The following is a 22,198-nucleotide window of genomic DNA, read 5'->3' as shown; positions in this document are numbered from 1 at the left end:
GTGGTGGTTGTGCCGGATGCATGCCACGCTCGATCACATGCCGTCGATGCCGCGTAACGATCCGCGTCAGTACGACGACCTGGCCGGCGAGTGGTGGCGGCGCGGCGGCGGGTTCGAGCTCCTGCATTGGCTGGCGGCCGCCCGCGCGGAGCTGATCCCGCCCGCGCCGTCGCGCGGCGCCGTCCTCGTCGACGCGGGCTGCGGCGGCGGCCTGCTCGCCCCGCACGTCGAGGGCAAGGGCTACCGGCACGTCGGCGTCGACCTGCGCTGCTCGGGACTCGAGCAGGCGGCCGCGCGCGGGGTGACGCCGGTGCGCGGCGACGTGCTGGCGCTGCCGCTGGCCACCGGCTCGGCCGAGGTGGTGGCGGCCGGCGAGATCCTCGAGCACGTCACCGACCTGCCGGCCGCCGTGGCCGAGCTGGCGAGGGTGCTGCGGCCCGGCGGGCTGCTGGTGCTCGACACGGTCAACAGCGGCGCGCTGAGCCGCTTCGTGACGGTCACCCTCGGCGAGTGGCTCGGCCTGGCCCCGCGAGGGCTGCACGACCCCGCTCTCTTCGTCGATCCGCGCCGGCTCACCGCCGAGTTCGCCACCCACGGCGTACGCCTCGAGGTGCGCGGCGCCCGGCCCAGTGTTCCCGGTATGTGCCGCTGGCTGGCGTTGCGCCGGGCCGGCGGCCGCATCGTTCCCACCCGTTCGACAGCCGTGCTCTATCAGGGGCGTGGCCGCAAGGAGGACCCATGATCGAGGAAGCGCGGCGGCTGGCGCCCCGGTTCGCGGCCCGTGCGGCCGAGCACGATCGCGACGGCTCGTTCCCCGCCGCCGACTTCGCCGACCTGCGCGACGCCGGCTTCTTCGGCCTGATGGTGCCGAAGCGGCTGGGCGGCGCGGGGGCGGGCTTCGCCGAATACGCGGCCGTCGCCTACGAGCTGGCCCGCGGCAACGGCGCCACCGCCCTGATCTTCAACATGCACGCCTCGGTCACCGGCGCCCTGGCCGGAGTGAGCGACGAGCTCGCCGACGCGCTGGGGCTCTCGGCCGAGGCGCTCCAGGCCCGCGACGACCACCTGCGGGCGGCGGCCGACGGCTCCTGGTACGCGGTGGCGATGAGCGAGCGCGGCGCCGGCTCCCGGCTTTCCAAGATCACTACCTCGTACGAGCGCACGGACGGCGGCTACCACATCCGGGGCGCCAAGACCTTCTGCTCGGGCGCCGGGCACGCCGGCGCCTACCTGGTGGCCGCCCGCAGCGCCGACGACCCCGACCAGGTCTCGCAGTTCCTCGTGCCGGCCGGCGACGGCCTGCGCGTCGAGGAGACCTGGGACGCGCTCGGCATGCGCGCGACCGGCTCGCACGACCTGCACGTCGACGCGACCGTCCCGGCCGGCGCCCTGCTCGGCGGCGTGGAGGGCCTCGCGCTGGTGATCGCCCAGATCGCCCCGCACTGGATGGTGGCCAGCTACGCCGCCGTCTACGTGGGCGTGGCCCGCGCCGCGGTGGACGCCGCCGTCGAGCACGTCAACCAGCGCAAGCTCGGCCACCTGCCCGCCGTGCGCGCGCGGATCGGCCGGGCCGACGCCGCGGTCGCGGCCGCCCACCTGGCCGTGCTGGAGGCCGCCCGCCGGGTCGACGAGCAGCCCGGCGAGGCCGAGACGACCCGCTGGGTGTGGCGGGCCAAGCTGCTGGCCGGCACCACGGCCGCCGAGGTCGCCGCGTCGATGCTGGAGGCCGCAGGAACCTCGGCGATGCGCCGCGGCCATCCGCTGGAGCGCCTCTACCGCGACGCGCGGGCCGGGTCACTCCAGCCTGCCACCAGCGACGTGTGCGCCGACTGGCTCGGCGTCGACGCGCTCGGCGGCGATCCCGACTCCGACGGCTCCGCACCGCGGTGGTGACGGCGCCATGGGGTCGGCGCACTCGGCGCGATCCCGACTCCGACCGCTCCGCACGACGTTGGTGACGGCGTCGACGGGGTCGGCGCGATCCCGACGCCAAGCGCTCCGCATCACGTTGGTGACGGCGCCGACGGGGTAACAGTGGCCTGGGGAGGCTTAAGTGAATAACGAAGCGACCGTCGCCGGGGTGGGCACAGCACTACCGCCGGCCGTTGTTCAAGGCGAGCTGTGGGACGGCTACTTCGCGCGGCACTATCCCGCCGAGCGCCGGGCGCTGGTCAAGCGGATCTTCGAGAACTCGGGGGTCCGCACCCGGCAGGCGGCGGTGAGCCCGATGCTGGAGGACGTCTCGGACTGGTCCACCGAGCGCCGGATGCGCCGCTACCAGGTCGAGGCGGTGCCGCTCGGCAAGGAAGCGGTCGGCCGGGCGCTGACCGACGCCGGGATCAGCGCGGACGAGCTGGGGCTCTTCGCGGTCTGCTCCTGCACCGGATACGCGACGCCGGGGCTGGACATCCTGCTCGCCCGTGACCTCGGCATGTCACCGAGCGTGCGGCGGCTTTTCGTCGGGCACATGGGCTGTTACGCAGCGTTGCCGGGCCTGGGCTCGGTGGCCGACTACGTGGTGGCACAGGGCCGGCCGGCGCTGCTGCTCTGCGCCGAGCTGACCAGCCTGCACCTGCAGCCGGCCGCGGCCCGCCTCGACATGCAGCAGATCGTCTCGCACGCGCTCTTCGCGGACGCGGCGGCGGCCGTGGTGGTCACCCCGGGATCCGGCGGGTACGCCGTCCGCGAGGTCGCCGCGATCACGGACACGACGACCGCCGACCACATGACGTGGGAGGTCACGGACCTCGGGTTCCGGATGGGCCTGTCGCCGCGCGTGCCGGCGGTGCTGAAGGCGCACGTACGCCGGATGGTCGACGATCTTCTCGCCCGGCACGGCCTGACCGTCGCGGACGTGGACGGCTGGGCGGTGCACCCGGGCGGCCCGAAGATCCTCAACGTGGTGCAGGAACAGCTCGGGCTCGACGACGCGGCGATGGCGCCCTCGCGGGACGTGCTCGCCACGTACGGCAACTGCTCCTCACCGACGGTGTTGCTGGCGCTGGACGCTCTGCGTCGACTGCCGGAACCGCCGCAGCGGATCGTGATGCTGGCCTTCGGGCCGGGGCTGACGCTCTACGGCACGCTGCTGGAGACCTCTACAGTCACAGGGTGACAAGCGAGCGGGTGCGGGGGGCGGTGCTCTACGCGGCGGCGGCCGTGCTGCTCGCCGGCGGGACAGCGTGGTGGCTGCTGGCCGCGCCGGACGACACCAGGCCGGCCGGCCAGATCGACGAGTGGCAGCGCACCGCCGAGCGGCTCCTGCCGGACACCGACATGCAGCAGGACCGCAGCACGTTGACCCTCGACGCGGGCGCCGAGCAGTCGGTCTCGACCGAGCTGCCCAGCGGCGAGTACTCGGTGTCGCTGATCTGCGTGGGCGGGCCGGGCAGCACGGTGCGGGTCTCGCTCGACGCGACCGGCTTCGGCGGGGTGGGCGACTCGGGGCTGGGCCTGACCTGCGAGCAGGAACGGTCGCCGGAGAGCTTCCCGCTGCGGCTGACCGACGAGTTCCGCATGACCGTCAGCGCCGGTGAGGACAGCCCGGTGATCTTCCGCTACTCCGTGGTGCGCATCTCTTAGCCGCGTTCGGCAGCTTTCCTGCACGCCGTCCTCTGCGGCCTTCGGTCTGGGTGGCCTTCGGTCTGGGTGGCCTTCGGTCTGGGTGGCCTTCGGTCTGGGTGGCCTTCGGTCTGGGTGGCCTCCGGTCTGGGTGGCCTCCGGTCCGGGTGGCCTGGGTCTGGGCGGCCTCCTTCTGGGCGGCCTCCTTCTGGGCGGTCCCCTTTTGGGCGGTCCCCTTCTAGGCGGCCCCCTTTCTCAGAGGCCCCTTCTCAGAGCCGCGCCAGGTCCGCGCGGAGGTCCTCGACCGAGGCGATGCGGGGGATCTGGCGCACGATCTTGGAGGACCGGTCGACGATGATCGCGGCGGCGACGCCGTCGGGTGCGGGCAGCTCCAAATGGCTGCGGAGGCTGCCGGTCGGGTCGTGGAGCGGGCGCAGGATCTTGCCGGCGGCCTGAGGTGTCGTGTTGGTCGGCGGGGTGCCGGCCGCGCTCGCGGTGGCGGTGGACGACACGGTGATCACGGCGATCTCGGGACGCACGGCGTCGACAGTGTCGGAAACCAGCTCGGCGCAGGCGCAGCCGTCGATGAGCAGGATGACAGCGGGTAGCTGCCCGTTGATCGGGACCGTGCGGCCGTCGGAGGCGATCAGCTCGAGCGCGGGCAGCGTGGTGCCGCCGACGGCAGCGGTGGCGGCCGTGCGCTGGGCGGCGGGCTGGCGTGGCGGCCCGGGCCACGCCGAGGCGAAGAGGCTGGCCACGGTGACCATCACGGCCAACGAGACGATCAGCACGGGGGCGCGCACGGCCTTGGCGGCGAGCCGGCGCACGCGGCGCACCCCGGGGCGGCGGAGCAGGCGCTGCCACCGGGTCGGCGGACCGGAAAGGCGCAGCTCCTCGCGGATCGCCTCGACTTCGTCGGAGAGCTCGGAGAGATCGTCGGGGATGACGATGACGCCCCACTCCTCGGGCAGATCAGGCAGGTCGTCCGGCGAGCCGCCATCCGACGACCATCCGCCGTTGTCGCTCGCACCAGCCATGACTCACCCTCCCCCCGGGCCGACCCACACTTCTCTCCGGAGGAACCCAGTCGTCTCCGAAAACCCAGTCGCTCTTCGGTCGGGGACCTTGCCTCCCAGCCTTCCTCACGCGACGCTTCACCGCCAGAGGTGCGTGATTCCGGACCTTAGCGATAAGCTTGACCTCACAAACGCCGTAGGTACGAAATATCCGACCCACAGGTCATAGCGGTCACCCTTTCGTCACTTTGCGTCACCAAGGCAGCTCGCGGCGCTTCTGTCAAGCCGTAGAAAGGCCCGTCACAGGGCCTCTGAGCTGCACTAACAGTCACCGGCAGGGTGGGACATCGCTGCCTGAGCGTGTTACCCTAGACACAGCGAAAGGGGCTTCGAACCTATGGTTTTCAGTGTCGGCGAGACCGTTGTTTACCCCCACCACGGGGCCGCACTCATCGAGGCAATCGAGACTAGGGTCATCAAGGGCGAGGAAAAGCAGTATCTGGTCCTGCGCGTCGCCCAGGGCGACCTGACTGTTCGGGTGCCCGCTGAGAACGCCGAGATCGTCGGCGTGCGCGAAGTGGTCGGCGAGGAAGGCCTGGGCAAGGTCTTCGACGTCCTCCGCGCTCCGCACACCGAGGAGCCGACCAACTGGTCGCGGCGTTACAAGGCCAATCTCGAGAAGCTTGCCTCCGGTAACCCCCTCAAGGTTGCCGAGGTCGTTCGCGACCTCTGGCGTCGTGAGCGTGAGCGCGGCCTCTCGGCCGGCGAGAAGCGCATGCTCGCGAAAGCCCGCGACATTCTGGTCGGTGAGGTTGCTCTTGCGGAGAAGAGCACCAAGGACGAGGCCGAGGTTCTCCTCGACAAGGTCCTCACCGAGGCCTGATCTACCCAGCGACACAACAGCAAAACGTGTGTTTTCACAGGACCGCGACGTGACCGCGCAGCTTCGTGCTCGCGGTGACGTCGCGGTCCTGGTTCCGGCGGCAGGCGCCGGCCTGAGGCTCGGCCCGGGCGGCCCCAAGGCCCTGCGCCTGCTCGCCGGTGAACCGCTGCTTGTGCACGCGGTCCGCCGGGTCGCGGCGGCGCCGTCGGTGCGCCTGATCGTGGTCGCCGCTCCAGCGGCCGAGGTCGAGGCGGTTCGAGAGTTGCTGGCGCCGGTCGCGCCGGTCACCGTGGTGGCCGGCGGGGCCGAGCGGCAGGAATCGGTGGCTCGGGCGCTGGCCCAGGTGCCCGCCGACATCGAGATCGTGCTGGTCCACGACGCCGCCCGCGCGCTCACCCCACCCGACCTGATCGAGTCGGTGGCCGCGGCGGTCCGCGACGGACATCCCGCGGTGATCCCCGCCCTCCCGGTGGTCGACACGATCAAGGAAGTCGATCCCGGCGAGACGGTCCTCGGCACGGTCGACCGTTCCGTCTTGCGCAGCGTCCAGACCCCGCAGGGCTTCCGCCACGACGTGCTGGCCGCCGCGCACGCCGCCGCCGCCGACCACCTCACCGACGACGCCGGCCTGGTCGAAAAGGCCGGCCGCCCGGTGATCTGCGTCCCCGGCTCCGAGCTGGCCATGAAGATCACCCGGCCGCTCGACCTGATCCTCGCCGAGGCCCTCCTCAACCTCGGCTGACCTGCTGGATCGTTACCTCGCCGCCTCCTCTGAGCGCGCGTGGTCTTCTGCGGGCTCCGCCGACTCGTTGCCCGCCGCCTGCCCGGCCTGGGCCCGGCCGTCCCGCGTGTGCTTGCCTCGGGCCGCCGATCACGCGTCGGTAGGCTGAGCCGGTGATCAATCAGCGGGTCGGTATCGGGACGGACGTGCACGCCTTCGAGCCGGGCCGGCCGTGCTGGGTGGCGGGCCTCCTCTGGCCCGGCGAGATCGGCCTCGCCGGACACTCCGACGCCGACGTGGCCGCGCACGCCGCGTGCGATGCGCTCTTCGGGGCCGCCGGCCTGGGCGACCTGGGCAGCAACTTCGGCACTTCGCGGCCGGAATGGGCGGGCGCCTCCGGCGTGGCCCTGCTCACCGAGACGGCCCGGCTGGTGCGGGCCGCGTCCTTCGAGCCGGTGAACGTCTCGATCCAGGTGATCGGCAACCACCCGAAGATCGGCAAGCGCCGCGCGGAGGCCCAGGAGACCCTCTCGGCGGCGGTGGGCGCCCCGGTCACGGTCTCGGGCACCACCACTGACGGCCTGGGCCTGACCGGCCGAGGCGAGGGCCTGGCCGCGATGGCGGTGGCCCTGATCGCGGCCGTCTGAGCTCGTCGCTCGGGTCGCGCCTCTTCGGGCCGGGCCTCTTCGGGCCGGGCCCTTCGAGCCGCACCCAAGGCCAGCAAGATCACGGCTCTGGCGCGAATATCCTGATGGACGGGCCTGACAGCTGCTCACGCCTCACTCGAACCGGCTTCACGGCGAAACGGCTGTCCGCCGTAGGTTGCTGGGCGGCAACTCGTGCCGTCCAGCGGTCAACGTAAGGCTCTATGCCGTCGACGGTGCGTGGCAAGGCTGAGCCAGTCCCAGGCGGCGTCACGACTCTCCCATTGGGCGATCATCTCGCTGGCCCGCCGTAATCACACGGGTAGCCGTAAACGATGTCCGACAGATCCGCCATGACCGGATACAACGCTTCGACATCCCATCGATGTGGGGGAGGTCGTAGCCACCGTGCGCGGCGACGAAGGCGTATGCCCTGCCTGCTCGAAGTCGTCTTCCCGGGTGCACTCGGCGGCGCTGACCGATGTGCCGGTTGGTGGGTCGTGGGGTGGCTGTGGACAAAGTGTGGCGCTGTGGATAACGGCTCGCACCCGCGGAGGCGGGGTTTTGGGGGAGCGCCTACCCTCGACTCGTGGCCGCGCCTCTGGATCCCGAGACCACGCCGGAAGAGTACCGGCAGCGTGCTCTGCTGCTTGCCGACCTGGGCCGCTATGACGAGGCGGCGGGGGAGGTCGCGGCGGGGCTGAGTGTGGCGCCCGACGATGCGAGTCTGCTGGCGACTCTGGCGCGCATTCATCTGGCGGCGGAGCAGCCGGCGGAGGCTCTTGTCGCCGCGGATCGGGCTGCTTCGGCGGCGCCGGCCGAGGTGACTGCTCTTGTCGTGCGGGCGATGGCGTTGGCCGACACGCGCCAGTTCGGTGAGGCGGCTCGGGTCGCGGGCGACATCTTGCGGCAGTGGCCTTCGGACGCCTATGCGCAGCGGACCGGCGCTGCCCTGCTGAGCGAGTCGCGCAACGGGCAGGAGGCGCTGAACGCCGCCTGGAACGCCGTGCGGGTCGCGCCGTCGGAGGCCGAGGCGCATCTGGTGCTGGCGGTCGTGGCGGCGCGGCTGCGGCTTTTCGATCTGGCGCAGCGGGCGTACGCGCAGGCCCTGGATCTTGATCCGTCGATCGGGGACGCCCAGCGTGACATGGGCATCGTCCGGTTCGAGCGGCGGCGCTGGGCGCGGGCGCTGGAGGACCTGGCCGACGAGGCGACGTTGCCGGTGCCGCCGGACGCGGAGGGGGAGTATCCGTCGCCGTTCCCGCGGGCCTATCCGGCGCCGGACCGGCCGCAGGAGCCGGAGCCGCCGTCGGCGGCGCACTGGACCGAGGTGCCCGCGGTGAGCCGGCCCACCGGGCCGGTGCTGGACGTGTCGGAGAGCTCGGCGGAGCAGGTGCGGCGGTACGCGCTGTACGGGGCGAACGCCACCCAGATCACCGCGGTGATCGCGGGACTGATGACGCTGGCCAGCGACGGCATCTCGCGCATGTGGGCGGGCCTGATCGGGGTTCTGATCTTCGTGGGTGTCACCTTCCTGCTCAACCGGAACGTGCCCGAGCCGCTGGCGGTGGCGCTGTCGCGGCTGCGGGCGAACGATCGGCGGCTGGCCGCGGCGGCGTACGTGGGGTTCGTCGCTCCGCTGCTGTTGTTCGTCTATGCCCTGGCCGGCGGCATTGTGGCGCTGGTGTCCGCGATGGTGCTGGCGGCGGTGGCCGAGCTCCTGATCTTGACGCGGCGTTAACCCGGCGGTGGAGTGGCGGCTACCTCTGCCGCAGATTCTTTCGCGGTGCGCAACTTCAATGAAATGCAGCAGAGTCGCCGCCGGTTCCTGACGACCGTCGGCGCCGGGGCCTTGGCGGTAGGCGGCGGCCTCGCGACGAGCGCCGCACCCGCCCAGGCGAGCGCCGCACCCGCCCGGGCCGGCGGGCACCGCATCCCGTTCACCGCGGCCAAGGTCAGCCAGAACGCGGACGGCTCGTTCACGATCGGCTGGACCGCGCCGGGCGTGCGCCGGGTCGCCGTCTACGCGGGTAAGGACCAGCACCGGATCTCGCGGCGCCGGGCGGTGGCCCACGGCGGCGGGGCAGGCACGGTGACCGTGCGCGGGCTGGGCGCGGCCGACCGCTGGTGGTTCGAGATCGTGCCGGAGCGGGGGCAGTCGCTGACCCTGGCCGACCGGTCGCTGCACCTGGCGGCCGCGCCGAACTTCCGCGACGGCGGCGGCTACCGCACGGCCGGCGGGCAGTGGGTGCGGATGGGCGTGTTCTACCGCTCCAACAGCCTCGCCACGCTCACCGACGCGGACGTGGCCAAGCTCAAGCGGCTCGGCATCCGTACGGACATCGACTTCCGCACGGACGCCGAGGTGGCCGCCGGGCCGGACCGGATCCCGGCGGGCACGAAGTACGTCTTCGCGAACGTGGCCGGCACGTCGGACACGGGACTCGGCGGCTACTCGCTGGAGACCGAGGCCGGCGGCGTCGCGCTGATGGTCGCTGGCGAGAAGAGCATGGTGTCGGCGGACTCCGCGCGCAAGGCGTACCACACGTTCCTCACCACGGTGGCCGACCCGCGCGCCGCCGGCGTGCTCTACCACTGCACGGCGGGCAAGGACCGGACCGGCTGGGCCAGCGCCGCGCTGCTCACCGCGCTGGGCGTGCCGCGCGCGACGGTGTTCGAGGACTACCTGCTCAGCAACAGCTGTCTCGCCGCCTCGAACGCGGCCGCCCTCGCCGCGGTGCCGGCGTCGATCCGGGCCGGCTACAAGGCCGTGCTGGACGTGCGCGCCGAGTATCTCCAGTCCGGGTTCGACGAGGTCGCGGCGAAGTTCGGCACGTTCGACGGCTACCTGCGCGAGGGCCTCGGCATCTCGGCGCGCTCGCTGCGCGCCCGGCTACTGGTGGGCTGAGCGGATCGAGGCGATCAGGCTCTCCCGTACGGCGGTGAGCCCGGCGTCGAGCGCACCGAGCAGCACCGCGTCGTCGTCGATGGCGGTCAGCGCGATGGGGCTCTCCAGCGGCGCCGCGCGTCGCATCGCCGCGCTCACCGCGGAGAGCAGGGTGCCGCCGCCGGCCTGCGCGATCGGGCCGGCGAGCACCACCAGGTAGGGGTCGAGGACGGCGACGACCGCGGCGAGGCCGACAGCGATCCGGTCGGCCAGCCCGGTGAGGAAGTCGCCGGCCGCCGCCGGGTCGGCCGCCGCCGTGCGGACCGCCTCGGCCGGTGTGCGGCCCGGGACGCCGTTGTCCCGGGCCAGCTCGAGGATGGCCGCGCCGCCGAAGAGGTGCTGGAGGTCGAGCTTGCGGCCGGTGGAGTCGGGCGAGTAGAGCGGCATGTAGCCGATCTCGCCGGCGCCGCCCCGCGCGCCGCGCATCAGGGTGCCGGCCATGTCGATCGCCAGGCCCAGGCCCTCCTGGCCGAGCCAGAGCAGGGCGAAGCCGTCGGCGTCGCGGCCGACGCCGCGCCGGCGCTCGGCGACCGCGGCGAGGTTGACGTCGTTGTCGACGCCGACCTCGGTGCCGAGGGCGGCCGCTATGCGCGGCACCAGCCCGGCGCGCCCGAAGCCCGGCAGGTGCACGTGCCGGATGGTCGCGGCGCGCGCGTCGTAGGAGCCTGCCACGCCGAGGCGCACGTGCCGGACGCGGTCGGCGGGGACGCCGGCCTCGTCGCGCAGCCGGGCGACCACGTCGACGAGCGCGTCCATCGGGTCGCTGGCGAGGAAGTCCACACGCGACTCGACGCGGCCGCGCACCTCGCCGGTGAGGTCGCACAGCGCGGCGACCACCGAGGGCGCGCCACTGGGGCCGATGTCGCGCACGGAGACCGCGGCCGCGTACGCCGCGTCGGGCTTGGCCGCGTAGATCTCGGCGTTCGGGCCTGGGCGGCCGCTGTTGTGACCGACCACTGTGACCAGTCCGGCGTCGGTGAGCCGGCGCAGCACCTCGGAGATGGTCGGCGTCGACAGCGCGGTGAGTTTGCGGAGGTCGGAGCGGGTGAGCCGGCCCGGGTCGAGCAGGTGGGCCAGGGCCGCGCTCTCGTTCATGGCTCGGAGCAGCTTCGACGAGCCGGCCAGACGGGTCACCCGCCGGACGTTAAGCGGGGCCGTCACGGCATGTCAAGGGCATCGAGCCATATTGATAAAGTTGGTTAACTGTTCTAACGTCTCCCCGGCGCGCGCCACCCCTCATCCCCCGTCTCGAGGAGCGCCATGTTCCGCGCAAGGAGAGTCGCCTACGCCGGCGTCGCCCTGGCCGTCCCCGCCGCCGCCCTGATCTACGGGTTGCTGCCGGCCAGCGCCGCGACCGCCGGGCCGATCACCGGCATCGGCGGCAAGTGCATCGACGTCGCGAGCGCCAGCTCGGCCAACGGCGCCGCCGTCCAGCTCTACGACTGCAACGGCACGAACGCGCAGGTCTGGACCGTCGGCAACACCGACGGCAGCATCCGGGCGCTGGGCAAGTGCCTCGACGTGTCCGCCGCGTCGACGGCGAACGGAGCCAAGATCCAGCTGTACGACTGCAACGGCAGCGGCGCGCAGAAGTGGTCCACATCCGGCGGCGCGCTGGTCAACACCGGCTCCGGCAAGTGCCTGGACGCCACCGGGCAGAGCTCGGCCAACGGCACGCGGCTGCAGATCTGGACCTGCACCGGCACGGCGAACCAGACTTGGAGCCTGCCCGGCGGTACGACGCCGCCGACCACGCCGCCTGCCACTGGGGTCAACTTGGACAACCCGGCTAAGAAAGACGTCGCCATGCAGCTCGTGTCGGCGGCGGAGAACTCGTCGCTCGACTGGCGGGCCCAGTTCTCCTACATCGAGGACATCAACGACGGCCGCGGCTACACGGCCGGCATCATCGGCTTCTGCTCGGGCACCGGCGACATGCTGGAGCTCGTCGAGGCGTACACGGCCGCCGTGCCCGGCAACGTGCTGGCCAAGTACCTGCCGGCGCTGCGCTCGGTGAACGGCACCGCCTCGCACGCGGGCCTCGACCCCACCTTCACCCGCGACTGGCGTACGGCCGCGGCCGACCCGGCCTTCCAGGCGGCCCAGGAGGCCGAGCGGGACAGGGTCTACTTCAACCCGTCGGTGCGCGACGGCAAGAACGACGGCGTCCGCGCCCTCGGCCAGTTCGCCTACTACGACGCCGCGGTCATGCACGGGTACGAGGGCATGCGCCAGATCCGCAGCGCCGCCCTGAAGCGGGCCAAGCCGCCGGCGCAGGGCGGCGACGAGCGCACCTGGCTCAGCGTCTTCCTGGACGAGCGCGTGACCGAGATGAAGAAGGAGGCCGCGCACGACGACACCACCCGGGTCGACACCGCGCAGCGCCGCTTCCTCGCCAACGGCAATCTCGACCTGAACACGCCGCTCGACTTCGCGGTCTACGGACAGAACTTCCATATCGGCTGATACGACAGTGGGGCCGGGGCTGATCATCGGTCCCGGCCCCACTAGTTTGTCGGCATGGTCGATCTCGTCATCGCCGGTGTGGCGGTCCTGCTTCTCGTGGCGGTCACCATCGCGGTCGTACGAGGGGAGCGCCTCACCCGCGCCCGGATGGCCGCCGCGCTGGCGGTGGCCGTGCTGGCCGCCGGCACGTTCGCGGTGACGCTCTACCACAGCCAGGCGTCGTCCGGCTCGGACGAGGCCGAGGTGCCGACCGCCTTCGCGTCGTCGGCTCCGCGCCAGGCCTTCGGCACGGCGGTGCTCCCGATCGACGTGCCGATGGGCACGGGCGACAAATATCCGCAGGGCGCCCTCTGGCTGTCGCCGCCGCGCGTCGGGACGAACGCCTACACCGGCGACATCTCGCTGCTCTGCTCGACGCCGGGCAAGGACGACAAGGTGCAGAACTGCACAGGCACGGACAAGCGGGTGTGGAGCGCCGAGCCGCTGGAGAAGCGCGCGACGATCGGGCCGGCGACGGGTGACCCGTTCACCGACCCGGCCGCCTGCGACGAGGGCAACGGCGTGACCTACGGCTCCGGCTACCTGGAACTGACCGCGGGCAAGGCCTACTGCCTGCACCGCGGCGGCGACGTGCTCGGGATGCGGGTGCCCGCCTTTCCGGGCGAGCAGCCGCTGCCCGAGCACATCGTCGTCGAGCTCTCCGTGCTGCGCTAGCTAGGGCTGGCGGTTCCAGGTCCAGGCGTACGCGGTGTCCTCCACCGAGAGGCCCGCGTCGCACAGATCGAGCGGGCGGAACGTGTCGATCATGACGGCCAGCTCGTCGAAGGCCTCGGCGCCCAGCGCGCGCTCGACAGCGCCCGGCTGCGGTCCGTGGGTGAAGCCGGACGGGTGCAGCGAGATCGATCCCTGCTCGATGCCGGAGCCGCGGCGGGCCTCGTAGTTGCCGCCGGTGTAGAACATCATCTCGTCGGAGTCGACGTTGTGGTGGTTGTACGGCACCGGGATCGCCAGCGGGTGGTAGTCGACCTTGCGCGGCACGAAGGAGCAGACCACGAAGTTGGGCCCCTCGAAGGTCTGGTGCACCGGCGGCGGCTGGTGCACGCGGCCGGTGATCGGCTCGAAGTCGTGGATCGAGAACGCCCACGGGTAGAGGCAGCCGTCCCAGCCGACCACGTCGAACGGGTGCTGGGCGTAGACGTGCCGGGTCCAGCCGGCGCGGTGCTTCACGTAGACCTCGACGTCGGTGCCCTCGGCCAGCAGCGGCTCGCCCGGCCCGCGCACGTCGCGCTCGCAGTACGGGGCGTGCTCGAGGAACTGGCCGCGCACCGAGAGGTAGCGCTTCGGCGGTCCGATGTGGCCGGTCGCCTCGATCGTCAGCAGCCGTACGGGCCCGTCCTGCGGCACGACGCGGTGCACCACCGAGGTCGGGATGATCACGTAGTCGCCGGTGCCGATCTCGAGCGTGCCGAAGCTGGTCTCGACGATCGCCCGGCCCTGTTCGACGTAGAGGCACTCGTCGCCGATCGCGTCGCGGTAGAGCGGCGACGGGCGGTCCGCGACCACGTACCCGATCTTGACGTCGTTGTTGGCCAGCAGCGGGCGGCGCCCGAGGACCGCGTCGGCCGGTCCGGCGTCCAGCTTGTGCGTCCGCAGGTGGCGCGGCTTCAGCGGGAGGTTGGGCGAGCGGGTGCTCGGCGGTGGCTCGTACGTCTCGGCCGAGACGATGGCGGTCGGCGGGTGCCGGTGGTAGAGCAGCGACGAGTCGGAGGAGAAGCCCTCCTGGCCCATCAGCTCCTCGGCGTAGAGCCCGCCGTCGGGGCGCCGGAACTGCGTGTGCCTCTTGTGCGGCACCTCGCCGACGCTGCGGTAGTACGGCATCGTTGCCTCCCAGAGTTCGCCTGGACAGCAAAACCGACATAGCGGACGTGGTTGTCCGCCTCTCGAAGCGTCTATTAGGTTCGGATTCGTGTCAACGCTGGTGCCTCCGCTCTTCGCCGGGCTGGTGGACGACGCGTCCCTGATGCCGCCGAGCCCGGTCGGCGTGCCCGAGGCTGTCGCCAAGCACGCCGAGCACCGCGAGGGCTGGTTCGCCGGCCTGCTCGGGCCGCTGCTCGTCCCCGCCTCGCTGATCGGTGCCGACCTGAGCGCCGCGAAGCTGCCGGTCGCGCTGGTCGGCGACGTCGCCGTGAGCGCGGTGCCGATCGCGGTCGACAAGCTGCGCGCCGCCGGGGCGGTCGTCACCCACCTCGAGGCCGCGGTGGCGCGCCGCGGCGAGGATCCGCAGCCAGGTCTGGCCAACCTGCGCGCCCTGGCGGGCGACGATCCGACCCTCGAGGTGTACGCGGAGATCCCGCTGAGCTGGGGACTGCTGGCCGCCCTCGACGCGGTCGCCGAGGCGCGCGCGGCCGGGTTGCGGATGGCGCCCAAGTTCCGGGTGGGCGGGCTGGCCGCCGAGCTCTTCCCGACCCCGGTGGAGCTGGCCGCGGTGCTGTGCGCCTGCCGCGACCGGCGGCTGCCGTTCCGGCTGGCGGCCGGGCTGCGGCACGCGATCCGCCACACCGACCCCGAGACCGGCTTCACCCACCACGGCTTCCTCAACGTGCTGACCGCCTCGATCGCCGCCGAGCAGGGCGGCGAGGTGGCCGAGGTCGCCGAGGTGCTGGCGGCCACCCATCCGGTGCCGCTGGTCGAGTCGTGCCGCGCCCGGCGTGACCAGCGCCGGCCGCTGTTCGCCGGGTTCGGCGTCGCCAACGTCGTCGAGCCGCTGACCGAGCTGGTCCGGCTCGGCCTGATCAACGGGGGTTACTCATGACCGGCTTCGGCATCGACAACCTGCCGTACGGGGTGTTCAGCGTCCCCCGCGGGGAGCGCCGTCTCGGCGTACGGCTGGGGAACGACGTTGTTGACCTCTCGGGTCTCGGCGGGCTCTTCGCCGCGCCCTCGCTCAACCCGCTGATGGCCGCCGGCCGTCGGGAGTGGACGGCGGCGCGCGAGGCGGTGATCGACCACGTGATGGCGGGGCCGCCGACGATCCCGCTGCACGACGTGACGCTGCACCTGCCGTTCGAGGTGGCCGACTACACCGACTTCTACTCGTCCGAAGCGCACGCGGTGAACACGGCGCGCATCCTGCGGCCCTCGTCGCCGGAGCTGCCACCGCAGTGGCGGCACCTGCCGATCGGCTACCACGGCCGGTCGTCGACGGTGGTGGTCTCGGGCACGCCGATCCGGCGGCCGTCCGGGCAGCTCGACTCCGGCGTCTACGGGCCCACCCGGCGGCTGGACATCGAGGCCGAGGTCGGTTTCGTGGTCGGCGTGCCGGGCCGGCTGATCCCGACCGGCTCCTTCGAAGATCACGTGTTCGGGGTCGTGCTGGTCAACGACTGGTCCGCGCGCGACATCCAGGCCTGGGAATACCGTCCGCTCGGGCCGTTCCTCGGCAAGTCGTTCGCCACGTCGGTGTCCCCGTGGGTCGTGCCGCTGTCCGTGCTGACGCCGGTCGCGCCGCCCCGGCAGGATCCACAGCCGCTGGACTACCTGCGGCCGGCCGGCCCGGCGTACGACCTGCGCCTGTCGATCTCGTGGAACGAGACGCCGGTGAGCTCACCGCCGTTCGCGACGATGTATTGGACCGCGGCGCAGCAACTCGCCCACCTGACCAGCAACGGGGCGTCGGTGCGGACCGGCGATCTGTACGCGTCGGGCACCGTGTCCGGCCCCGAGCGCGGCCAGGTGGGCTCGTTCCTCGAGCTGACCTCGAACGGCGCGGCCCCGGTGACGCTCGCCGACGGGTCGCGGCGCGGCTACCTGCGCGACGGCGACCGCGTCGAGATCAGCGGATCCTCGGCCGACGGCAAGATCGCGCTCGGTTCGGTCCTCGGAACCGTTGCCGGATAGCTACTGTCGGACGCATGGGGGGTGACGCTATGTCGACGGTGGTGGTGACCCGGCCGATCGACGCGCCTGTCGCGGTGGTCTGGCGAGTCTTCACCGATCTGAGCCGGCGGCGGGAGTGGCTCTCCGCCGTCACCCGGGTCGAGGTGCGCAGCCACGGCGACTTCGGCGCGGGCACGGTCTGGCGCGAGACCCGGCAGATGGCCGACGGCGGCGAGGTCACCGAGGAGTTCCGGGTGCTCGAATGCGTGGTGCCGGAGCGGTTCGTGGTCACGTCGCCCGGCATCGGCGCCGACTACCGCATGACCTACTCGTTCCAGCCGGTGATCTCCGGGCGGCACCGCGGCGGCACGATGGTGACCGTGGTGCAGGACGGCAGCCCGACCGCGCCGGCCGGGCGGATCCTCGCGCTGATCTTCGGCGGCCTGGCGGCGGAGACCGCGGAGGGCGCGCTGCGGCGCGACCTGGACGACCTGGCGGCGGCCGCCTGACATAACCTCTTCTGGTGCTCCGAGTGCTGATACGTACGTCGTTGGCGCTCGTCGTAGCCGTCGCGGCCGCCCTGATCGGCTGGCGGGTGCTGGCACCGGCGGAGGTCTCGTCCACGGTCGCCGGCCCGTCACCGGTGGCCGTCACGCGTTCGCCCGGGGTCACCGGCCGGACCAATCAGGCGCCGCTGATCGTCGGCGACGCGGTCCGGGTGTACGCGTCGAAGCGCCAGACCCGGGCCGACACCCCGGTCGACGCGAAGAGCGTGATGACCGCGATCTGGTCGCTGCGGCGCTGGCCGCAGCAGCTCTCCGGCGTCGTGGCCGTCGGCGACACGGTGGTCAGCCGCTGGGCCGACGGCGAGCTGATCGCGCTCTCCGCCCGCACCGGCAAGACCGTCTGGCGCGTCTCCACCGGCATCGGCGCGCCGGCCTTCGACGGCCACCGGACCGGGGCGTCCACCGTCTGGGCGCCGGGCGACCTCCACACGGGCGACGGCGCCGTCCTGGTCGGCGGCGCGAGCCGGGTGAACGCCTACGACGCGGCCACGGGAGCCCTGCGCTGGTCGGAGCCGATCTCGTGCGGCGACGCGTTCACCACCGCGGGCGGTCAGTTCGTCTGCACGGAGCAGGCCTTCTCGCTGGCGACCGGCAAGGCGGTGACCGGGTGGCCGGCCGGCCCGCACACCCCGCTGGGCTGCGACGTCGCCGCGTCGGCGTGCGGCGGCCTGCGCGACGCGGCCGGGCAGGGCTGGCTGGTCACGGGCGCCCGGCCCGAGCGCTCGGCCGTGCTCGACCAGCAGGGCAGCACGGTGGCCGCCGGGCGCGCGATCGCCCCGCGGCCCGGCGCGCAGGTGCTGGGCGCTTCGCAGGGCCGCCTGGTGCTGCTCACCGACGACCGCCACCTGCGCATCGCCGACGCCGTCACGGGCGCCGTGTCGGCCGATTTCGCGCTGGCCGTGGACACCGAGAAGCTGACCTGGAAGCCGGGCCTGTGGCAGGTCACCGACCACTGGGTGGCGATCGAGCGCCTGGCCGCGGACGGCCCGGCAAGCCCGGACAAACCAGGCCACTACTTCACCGTCGACACGGTCATCATCGCCGCCATCTGACCGGCCGGTGCCCCACCCGACGGGGTCTAGGGCTTCGGGCCGATGCGGAGGGTGGGGTTGGGCTTGGTGACCTCGGCGAAGAAGTCGTTGCCCTTGTCGTCGACGACGATGAAGGCGGGGAAGTCCTCCACCTCGATGCGCCAGACGGCCTCCATGCCCAGCTCGGGGTATTCGAGCACCTCGACGTGGCGGATGCAGTCCTGGGCGAGGCGGGCCGCCGGGCCGCCGATGGAGCCGAGGTAGAAGCCGCCGTAGGACTGGCAGGCCCGGGTCACCTGGGCGGAGCGGTTGCCCTTGGCGAGCATGACCAGGGAGCCGCCCGCGGCCTGGAATTTCTCGACGTACGAGTCCATGCGGCCGGCCGTGGTGGGGCCGAACGAGCCGGAGGCGTAGCCTTCGGGGGTCTTCGCCGGGCCGGCGTAGTAGACGGCGTGGTCGCGCAGGTACTGGGGCATGGGCTCGCCGGCGTCGAGGCGTTCGGCGATCTTGGCGTGGGCGATGTCGCGGGCCACCACCAGCGGGCCGGTGAGCGACAGGCGGGTCTTGACCGGGTACTTCGAGAGCTCGGCGCGGATCTCGGCCATCGGGCGGTTGAGGTCGACCTTGACCACCGGCTCGTTGCTGACGTCGACGTCGGGCAGGAAGCGGGCCGGGTCGGTCTCGAGGCGCTCCAGCCAGACGCCGGAGGGCGTGATCTTGGCCAGGGCCTGGCGGTCGGCGGAGCAGGAGACGGCGATCGCCACCGGGCAGGACGCGCCGTGCCGGGGCAGGCGGATCACCCGTACGTCGTGGCAGAAGTAGCGGCCGCCGAACTGGGCGCCGATGCCGAAGTCGCGGGTCAGCTCGAGGACCGCCGCCTCCAGCTCGACGTCACGGAAGCCGTGCCCGGCCATCGTGCCGTGCCGGGGCAGGTTGTCCAGGTACTTGGCGCTGGCCAGCTTGGCGGTCTTGAGCGCGTGCTCGGCGCTGGTGCCGCCGATGACCACGGCCAGGTGGTACGGCGGGCAGGCCGACGTGCCGATCAGGCGCAGCTTCTCGTCGAGGAACTCCATCATGCGCGCCGGGTTCAGCAGCGCCTTGGTCTCCTGGTAGAGGTACGACTTGTTGGCCGAGCCGCCGCCCTTGGCCATGAACAGGAACTTGTACGCGTCGGGCTGGCCGCCCGGGTCCTCCGCGTACAGCTCGATCTGGGCCGGCAGGTTGGATCCCGTGTTGCGCTCGTCCCACATGGTGAGCGGCGCGAGCTGGGAGTAGCGCAGGTTGAGGCGGGTGTACGCCTGGTAGACGCCCTGCGCGATCGCCTGCTCGTCGGTGCCGTCGGTGAGCACGTGCCGGCCGCGCTTGCCCATCACGATGGCCGTGCCGGTGTCCTGGCACATCGGCAGCACGCCGCCGGCCGCGATGTTGGCGTTGCGCAGCAGGTCGAGCGCGACGAACCGGTCGTTGGCCGAGGCGCGCGGGTCGTCGATGATCGAGCGCAGCTGGGACAGGTGCGCCGGGCGCAGGAAGTGGGCGATGTCGTGCATCGCCTCGGCGGTGAGCTGGGTGATCGCGAACGGCTCGACGGTGAGGAACTGCCGGCCGCCCGGCCCCGCGACGACGTCCACACCCTCGTCCGTGACCAATCGGTAGTCGGTCAGGTCGTCGCCGGTCGGCAACAGCGGCGAGTACGTGAATGCGGCGCCTCTGCTCATGAGCGGCAAGCCTAGGACAGCCGCCGCGGGGGATGCGAACCGCTCCCGCGCTCCCCGCGTACCAGTTCGGTCAAGCCCACGGCAGATACGCCATGTCGCGCCCCGAGACGACGATCATTCCCCCTGGTCCGGCGGCGAAGACCTCGGCACCCGTACGGACGTCCGCCAGCACCCGCCCGCTGCCGGGCGCGACCGCGACGACCCGGTCGGGTTTACGACTGACGATGATCGCCGCGTACGGGGTGAGCGCCGCGGACGCGTTCTCTCCCGCGGGCCGGGACCACACCGTGCGGCCGCGCGCGAAGGCGTACCCCCGCAGCGTGCTCTTGCCCGCGTCGCGGATCACGGCGTAGCTGTCGTTGACCCCGAGCACGTTCTCGCCCTTGGCGCCGTGCCACAGCACCCGCCCGTCGTGCGCGGCGAGCAGCTCCTCGCGGCCGACCGGGTCGACGCCGAGCAGCACGTCCTCGCCGCCGGCCGGGTCGCGCTCCTGCTTGCAGTCGGCGCCGTTGTCGGCCGTACGCAGGTTGAGCCCGTCCCTCTTCCAGACGGCCGCCGGCGACGGCGGGTCGGTCGCCACGACGCTGTAATAGCAGGTGCCGTCGCCGGGCGTGCCCGTGACGGTCAGCATCCGCCCGCCCGCGAGCGCCACCCGCTGGTCCTGTGCCGGCCGCACGGTCTGCGCGACGCGGCCGGTGGCCGTGTCCACCACCCGGATCTGGCCGTCGTCGGGCAGCCCGATCAGGCTCGGCATCTGCCGGGGCCGGGCCACGTCGTCGTCGACCCGGTCGGCGGTGAGCTGCCGGCTGTCGGGCAGGTCGGGGTTGGCGGCGTTGAGCACGAACCCGATGCCCCCGGTGTCCACGGTCCACAGTGGCTTGCTGCCGCGCGGCGTCCACGCCGTGAGCCGGCACTCGCTCCCCTTCGAGCAGTGCAGATCCAACAGGGCGTTCCTATACGTCCACACGGCCGTCGCCTCGGTGTCGGCGCGCAGCACGGCCCCGCTGCCCGGGTCGAGGACCTGGTAGCCGTTGGTGAGCAGCCGGCCGGTGGCGACCACCGCGTCCTTGCCGTCGCCCGCGATCGACGCCCAGTCGGCGTCGCTGTCCCAGAGCTTCACCCCGGCGGTCAGGCCGTACGCCTCGACGGAGGTCCGGTATTCGACGATCACCGCCTCGCCGGCGATCGCGACGCTCTGCGGGCTGCCGCCGATCCGCTGCTGCCAGCGCGCCGCGTCCCCGGCGATGGGCTGGCTGGTGTTGACCCACGACCAGACCCGCGGCCACGGGTTCCACACCCCGGTCGTGGCGAGCACGATCACGATCACGATCGCGACCAGCGCGTACCCCTTCCAGGGGCTGCCACCCGAGGCCATGCGCGACACGCTAGCCAGGTGGATCACCCGGACGATGGATCTCGATCCGCCCGTGTCGATCATGTATGTCCGGAAGATCACCTATGGCACGCGGCTCACTGTGCAACTTGCACAGTGAGCGCGTCGTGACCGGGAGTGGATCGCGCAGACTGCCCAACGCCGCGAGCAGGTGTTGCCCACGGCTGTGACCTGCGACAACCTCAGCCAATGACGCAGACGATGGAACACGGGACCCGCACCGCCGACGTCTTTCCGGTCAAGGGCGTCGATCATCTTCAGTTCCTCGTGGGCAACGCCAAGCAAGCCGCCCACTATTACGCCACAGCCTTCGGCATGAAGCTCGTCGCCTACCGCGGCCCCGAGCAGGGCTACCGCGACCACGCCGAGTACGTGCTGGTCAGCGGCTCCGCCCGATTCGTGCTCACCGGGTCGGTGCACGCCGGGGCGCCCGGCGCCGACCACGTCACCAAGCACGGCGACGGCATCCGCGACATCGCGCTCGAGGTGCCCGACGTCGACGCCGCCTACCGGCACGCCACGAGCGCCGGCGCGCGCGGCGTCACCGAGCCGTACGACCTCAAGGACGAGCACGGCACCGTGCGGATCGCGGTGATCGCCACCTACGGCGACACCGTGCACTCGCTGATCGACCGCTCCGGCTACGACGGGCCGTTCCTGCCCGGCTTCGTGGCGCGCGAGCCGATCGTCGACCGGCAGCCCGCGATCGACGCGGGCCTGCAGCCCAAGCGCTTCTTCCAGGCCGTCGACCACGTGGTCGGCAACGTCGAGCTGGGCCGCATGGACGAGTGGGTCGAGTTCTACCGCCGGGTCATGGGCTTCACCAACATGGCCGAGTTCATCGGCGACGACATCGCCACCGACTACTCCGCGCTGATGTCCAAGGTCGTCGCGGACGGCAGCCGCAAGGTGAAGTTCCCGCTCAACGAGCCGGCCGTCTCGCAGCGCAAGTCGCAGATCGACGAATACCTCGAGTTCTACGGCGGGCCGGGCGCCCAGCACGTCGCGCTCGCCACCAACGACATCATCGCCACCGTCGACGCGATGCGGCAGGCCGGCGTCGAGTTCCTCAACACCCCCGACTCGTACTACGACGACCCCGAGCTGCGTGCCCGCATCGGCAAGGTCCGCGCGCCGATCGAGGAGCTGAAGAAGCGCCGCATCCTGGTCGACCGGGACGAGGACGGCTACCTGCTCCAGATCTTCACGGCGCCGGTGCAGGACCGCCCGACGGTGTTCTTCGAGCTCATCGAGCGGCACGGCTCGCTCGGCTTCGGCAAGGGCAACTTCAAGGCGCTCTTCGAGGCCATCGAGCGCGAGCAGGAACGACGCGGAAACCTTTAAGGATGCGGCTGTACCATCAGGCCCCATCCCGCTGA

21 protein-coding genes are annotated in these 22,198 nt (G+C 72.2%); 16 read left to right on the top strand and 5 right to left on the bottom strand.

Features of this window, described 5'->3' with window-relative positions:
* Positions 1 to 37 precede the first annotated feature (37 nt).
* The 4 genes from Ade02nite_RS33495 (at position 38) to Ade02nite_RS33480 (ending at position 3,582) form a co-directional block, all read left to right on the top strand.
* A complete protein-coding gene (locus Ade02nite_RS33495; protein ID WP_203772594.1) occupies positions 38 to 742 on the top strand; it encodes a methyltransferase domain-containing protein in 705 nt (234 codons plus the stop codon).
* Positions 739 to 1,893 (top strand): acyl-CoA dehydrogenase family protein, encoded by a 1,155-nt coding sequence (locus Ade02nite_RS33490; RefSeq protein WP_203772592.1) that lies wholly within the window; start codon positions 739 to 741, stop codon positions 1,891 to 1,893. The genes Ade02nite_RS33495 and Ade02nite_RS33490 overlap by 4 nt, the downstream gene beginning before the upstream one ends.
* A 160-nt stretch (positions 1,894 to 2,053) precedes the next feature.
* Positions 2,054 to 3,115, top strand: a complete 1,062-nt coding sequence (locus Ade02nite_RS33485; RefSeq protein ID WP_203772590.1) for a type III polyketide synthase — start codon at positions 2,054 to 2,056, stop codon at positions 3,113 to 3,115.
* A complete protein-coding gene (locus tag Ade02nite_RS33480; protein ID WP_203772588.1) occupies positions 3,112 to 3,582 on the top strand; it encodes a DUF6023 family protein in 471 nt (156 codons plus the stop codon). The genes Ade02nite_RS33485 and Ade02nite_RS33480 overlap by 4 nt, the downstream gene beginning before the upstream one ends.
* Positions 3,583 to 3,830: 248 nt before the next feature.
* Here the strand turns inward: Ade02nite_RS33480 and Ade02nite_RS33475 are convergent, their stop codons facing one another.
* The gene (locus Ade02nite_RS33475) at positions 3,831 to 4,598 is read right to left on the bottom strand and encodes a hypothetical protein (RefSeq protein ID WP_203772586.1); all 768 of its coding nucleotides are present in this window, start codon (positions 4,596 to 4,598) and stop codon (positions 3,831 to 3,833) included.
* A gap of 376 nt (positions 4,599 to 4,974) precedes the next feature.
* Between Ade02nite_RS33475 and Ade02nite_RS33470 the strand changes: the two genes are divergently transcribed.
* The 5 genes from Ade02nite_RS33470 (at position 4,975) to Ade02nite_RS33450 (ending at position 9,733) form a co-directional block, all read left to right on the top strand.
* Positions 4,975 to 5,460: a CarD family transcriptional regulator gene (locus Ade02nite_RS33470; RefSeq protein ID WP_030443670.1), complete on the top strand. Its 486-nt coding sequence runs from the start codon at positions 4,975 to 4,977 to the stop codon at positions 5,458 to 5,460.
* A 49-nt stretch (positions 5,461 to 5,509) separates the two neighbouring features.
* Positions 5,510 to 6,202 (top strand): 2-C-methyl-D-erythritol 4-phosphate cytidylyltransferase, encoded by a 693-nt coding sequence (gene ispD / locus Ade02nite_RS33465; RefSeq protein WP_203772584.1) that lies wholly within the window; start codon positions 5,510 to 5,512, stop codon positions 6,200 to 6,202.
* A 152-nt stretch (positions 6,203 to 6,354) separates the two neighbouring features.
* Entirely contained in the window at positions 6,355 to 6,828 is a 474-nt protein-coding gene (ispF, locus tag Ade02nite_RS33460) for a 2-C-methyl-D-erythritol 2,4-cyclodiphosphate synthase (RefSeq protein WP_203772582.1), read from the top strand.
* Between the two features lie 586 nt (positions 6,829 to 7,414).
* Positions 7,415 to 8,566 carry a tetratricopeptide repeat protein gene (locus Ade02nite_RS33455; protein WP_203772580.1) on the top strand — a complete coding sequence of 384 codons (1,152 nt, stop codon included), beginning with the start codon at positions 7,415 to 7,417 and terminating at the stop codon, positions 8,564 to 8,566.
* Between the two features lie 63 nt (positions 8,567 to 8,629).
* The gene (locus tag Ade02nite_RS33450) at positions 8,630 to 9,733 is read left to right on the top strand and encodes a tyrosine-protein phosphatase (RefSeq protein WP_203772578.1); all 1,104 of its coding nucleotides are present in this window, start codon (positions 8,630 to 8,632) and stop codon (positions 9,731 to 9,733) included.
* On the opposite strand, the gene Ade02nite_RS33445 is transcribed toward Ade02nite_RS33450, so the two are convergent.
* On the bottom strand, positions 9,719 to 10,906 hold the full coding sequence (locus Ade02nite_RS33445; protein ID WP_203772576.1) for an ROK family transcriptional regulator: 1,188 nt from the start codon (positions 10,904 to 10,906) through the stop codon (positions 9,719 to 9,721). The two genes, Ade02nite_RS33450 and Ade02nite_RS33445, sit on opposite strands and share 15 nt — an antisense overlap.
* Positions 10,907 to 11,032: 126 nt before the next feature.
* On the opposite strand from Ade02nite_RS33445, the gene Ade02nite_RS50425 reads away from it, so the two are divergent.
* Both Ade02nite_RS50425 and Ade02nite_RS33435 read left to right on the top strand, forming a co-directional pair.
* Positions 11,033 to 12,238: a chitosanase gene (locus Ade02nite_RS50425; RefSeq protein ID WP_203772574.1), complete on the top strand. Its 1,206-nt coding sequence runs from the start codon at positions 11,033 to 11,035 to the stop codon at positions 12,236 to 12,238.
* Positions 12,239 to 12,292: 54 nt separating this feature from the next.
* Positions 12,293 to 12,952 carry a hypothetical protein gene (locus Ade02nite_RS33435; protein ID WP_203772572.1) on the top strand — a complete coding sequence of 220 codons (660 nt, stop codon included), beginning with the start codon at positions 12,293 to 12,295 and terminating at the stop codon, positions 12,950 to 12,952.
* Here Ade02nite_RS33435 and Ade02nite_RS33430 read toward each other — a convergent pair whose 3' ends face one another.
* Positions 12,953 to 14,116: a homogentisate 1,2-dioxygenase gene (locus tag Ade02nite_RS33430; RefSeq protein ID WP_203772570.1), complete on the bottom strand. Its 1,164-nt coding sequence runs from the start codon at positions 14,114 to 14,116 to the stop codon at positions 12,953 to 12,955.
* An 88-nt stretch (positions 14,117 to 14,204) separates the two neighbouring features.
* On the opposite strand from Ade02nite_RS33430, the gene Ade02nite_RS33425 reads away from it, so the two are divergent.
* Genes Ade02nite_RS33425 through Ade02nite_RS33410 form a run of 4 tightly spaced genes read left to right on the top strand, consistent with a single transcriptional unit; the run spans position 14,205 to position 17,732 of the window.
* Positions 14,205 to 15,050, top strand: coding sequence for a hypothetical protein (locus Ade02nite_RS33425; RefSeq protein ID WP_203772568.1), 846 nt, complete (start codon positions 14,205 to 14,207; stop codon positions 15,048 to 15,050).
* Positions 15,047 to 16,135, top strand: a complete 1,089-nt coding sequence (locus tag Ade02nite_RS33420) for a fumarylacetoacetate hydrolase family protein (RefSeq protein ID WP_203772566.1) — start codon at positions 15,047 to 15,049, stop codon at positions 16,133 to 16,135. Before Ade02nite_RS33425 ends, Ade02nite_RS33420 begins: the two co-directional genes overlap by 4 nt.
* A gap of 29 nt (positions 16,136 to 16,164) precedes the next feature.
* Entirely contained in the window at positions 16,165 to 16,623 is a 459-nt protein-coding gene (locus Ade02nite_RS33415; protein WP_203772628.1) for an SRPBCC family protein, read from the top strand.
* A 14-nt stretch (positions 16,624 to 16,637) separates the two neighbouring features.
* A complete protein-coding gene (locus Ade02nite_RS33410) occupies positions 16,638 to 17,732 on the top strand; it encodes an outer membrane protein assembly factor BamB family protein (RefSeq protein WP_239169240.1) in 1,095 nt (364 codons plus the stop codon).
* 26 nt (positions 17,733 to 17,758) lie between these two features.
* Here the strand turns inward: Ade02nite_RS33410 and Ade02nite_RS33405 are convergent, their stop codons facing one another.
* Together Ade02nite_RS33405 and Ade02nite_RS33400 are read right to left on the bottom strand one after the other, a co-directional pair.
* On the bottom strand, positions 17,759 to 19,426 hold the full coding sequence (locus Ade02nite_RS33405) for a fumarate hydratase (RefSeq protein ID WP_203772564.1): 1,668 nt from the start codon (positions 19,424 to 19,426) through the stop codon (positions 17,759 to 17,761).
* A 70-nt stretch (positions 19,427 to 19,496) separates the two neighbouring features.
* Entirely contained in the window at positions 19,497 to 20,801 is a 1,305-nt protein-coding gene (locus Ade02nite_RS33400; protein ID WP_203772562.1) for a PQQ-binding-like beta-propeller repeat protein, read from the bottom strand.
* A 207-nt stretch (positions 20,802 to 21,008) separates the two neighbouring features.
* Here Ade02nite_RS33400 and hppD point away from each other — a divergent pair, with 207 nt between their 5' ends.
* Positions 21,009 to 22,163 (top strand): 4-hydroxyphenylpyruvate dioxygenase, encoded by a 1,155-nt coding sequence (gene hppD, locus Ade02nite_RS33395; RefSeq protein ID WP_203772560.1) that lies wholly within the window; start codon positions 21,009 to 21,011, stop codon positions 22,161 to 22,163.
* Positions 22,164 to 22,198 lie beyond the last annotated feature (35 nt).

This window comes from Paractinoplanes deccanensis (assembly GCF_016862115.1).
GTDB classification, from domain to species: domain Bacteria; phylum Actinomycetota; class Actinomycetes; order Mycobacteriales; family Micromonosporaceae; genus Actinoplanes; species Actinoplanes deccanensis.
The sequence above is the reverse complement of the archived record's forward strand: the minus strand, read 5'-3'. Positions and strand labels throughout refer to the sequence as shown.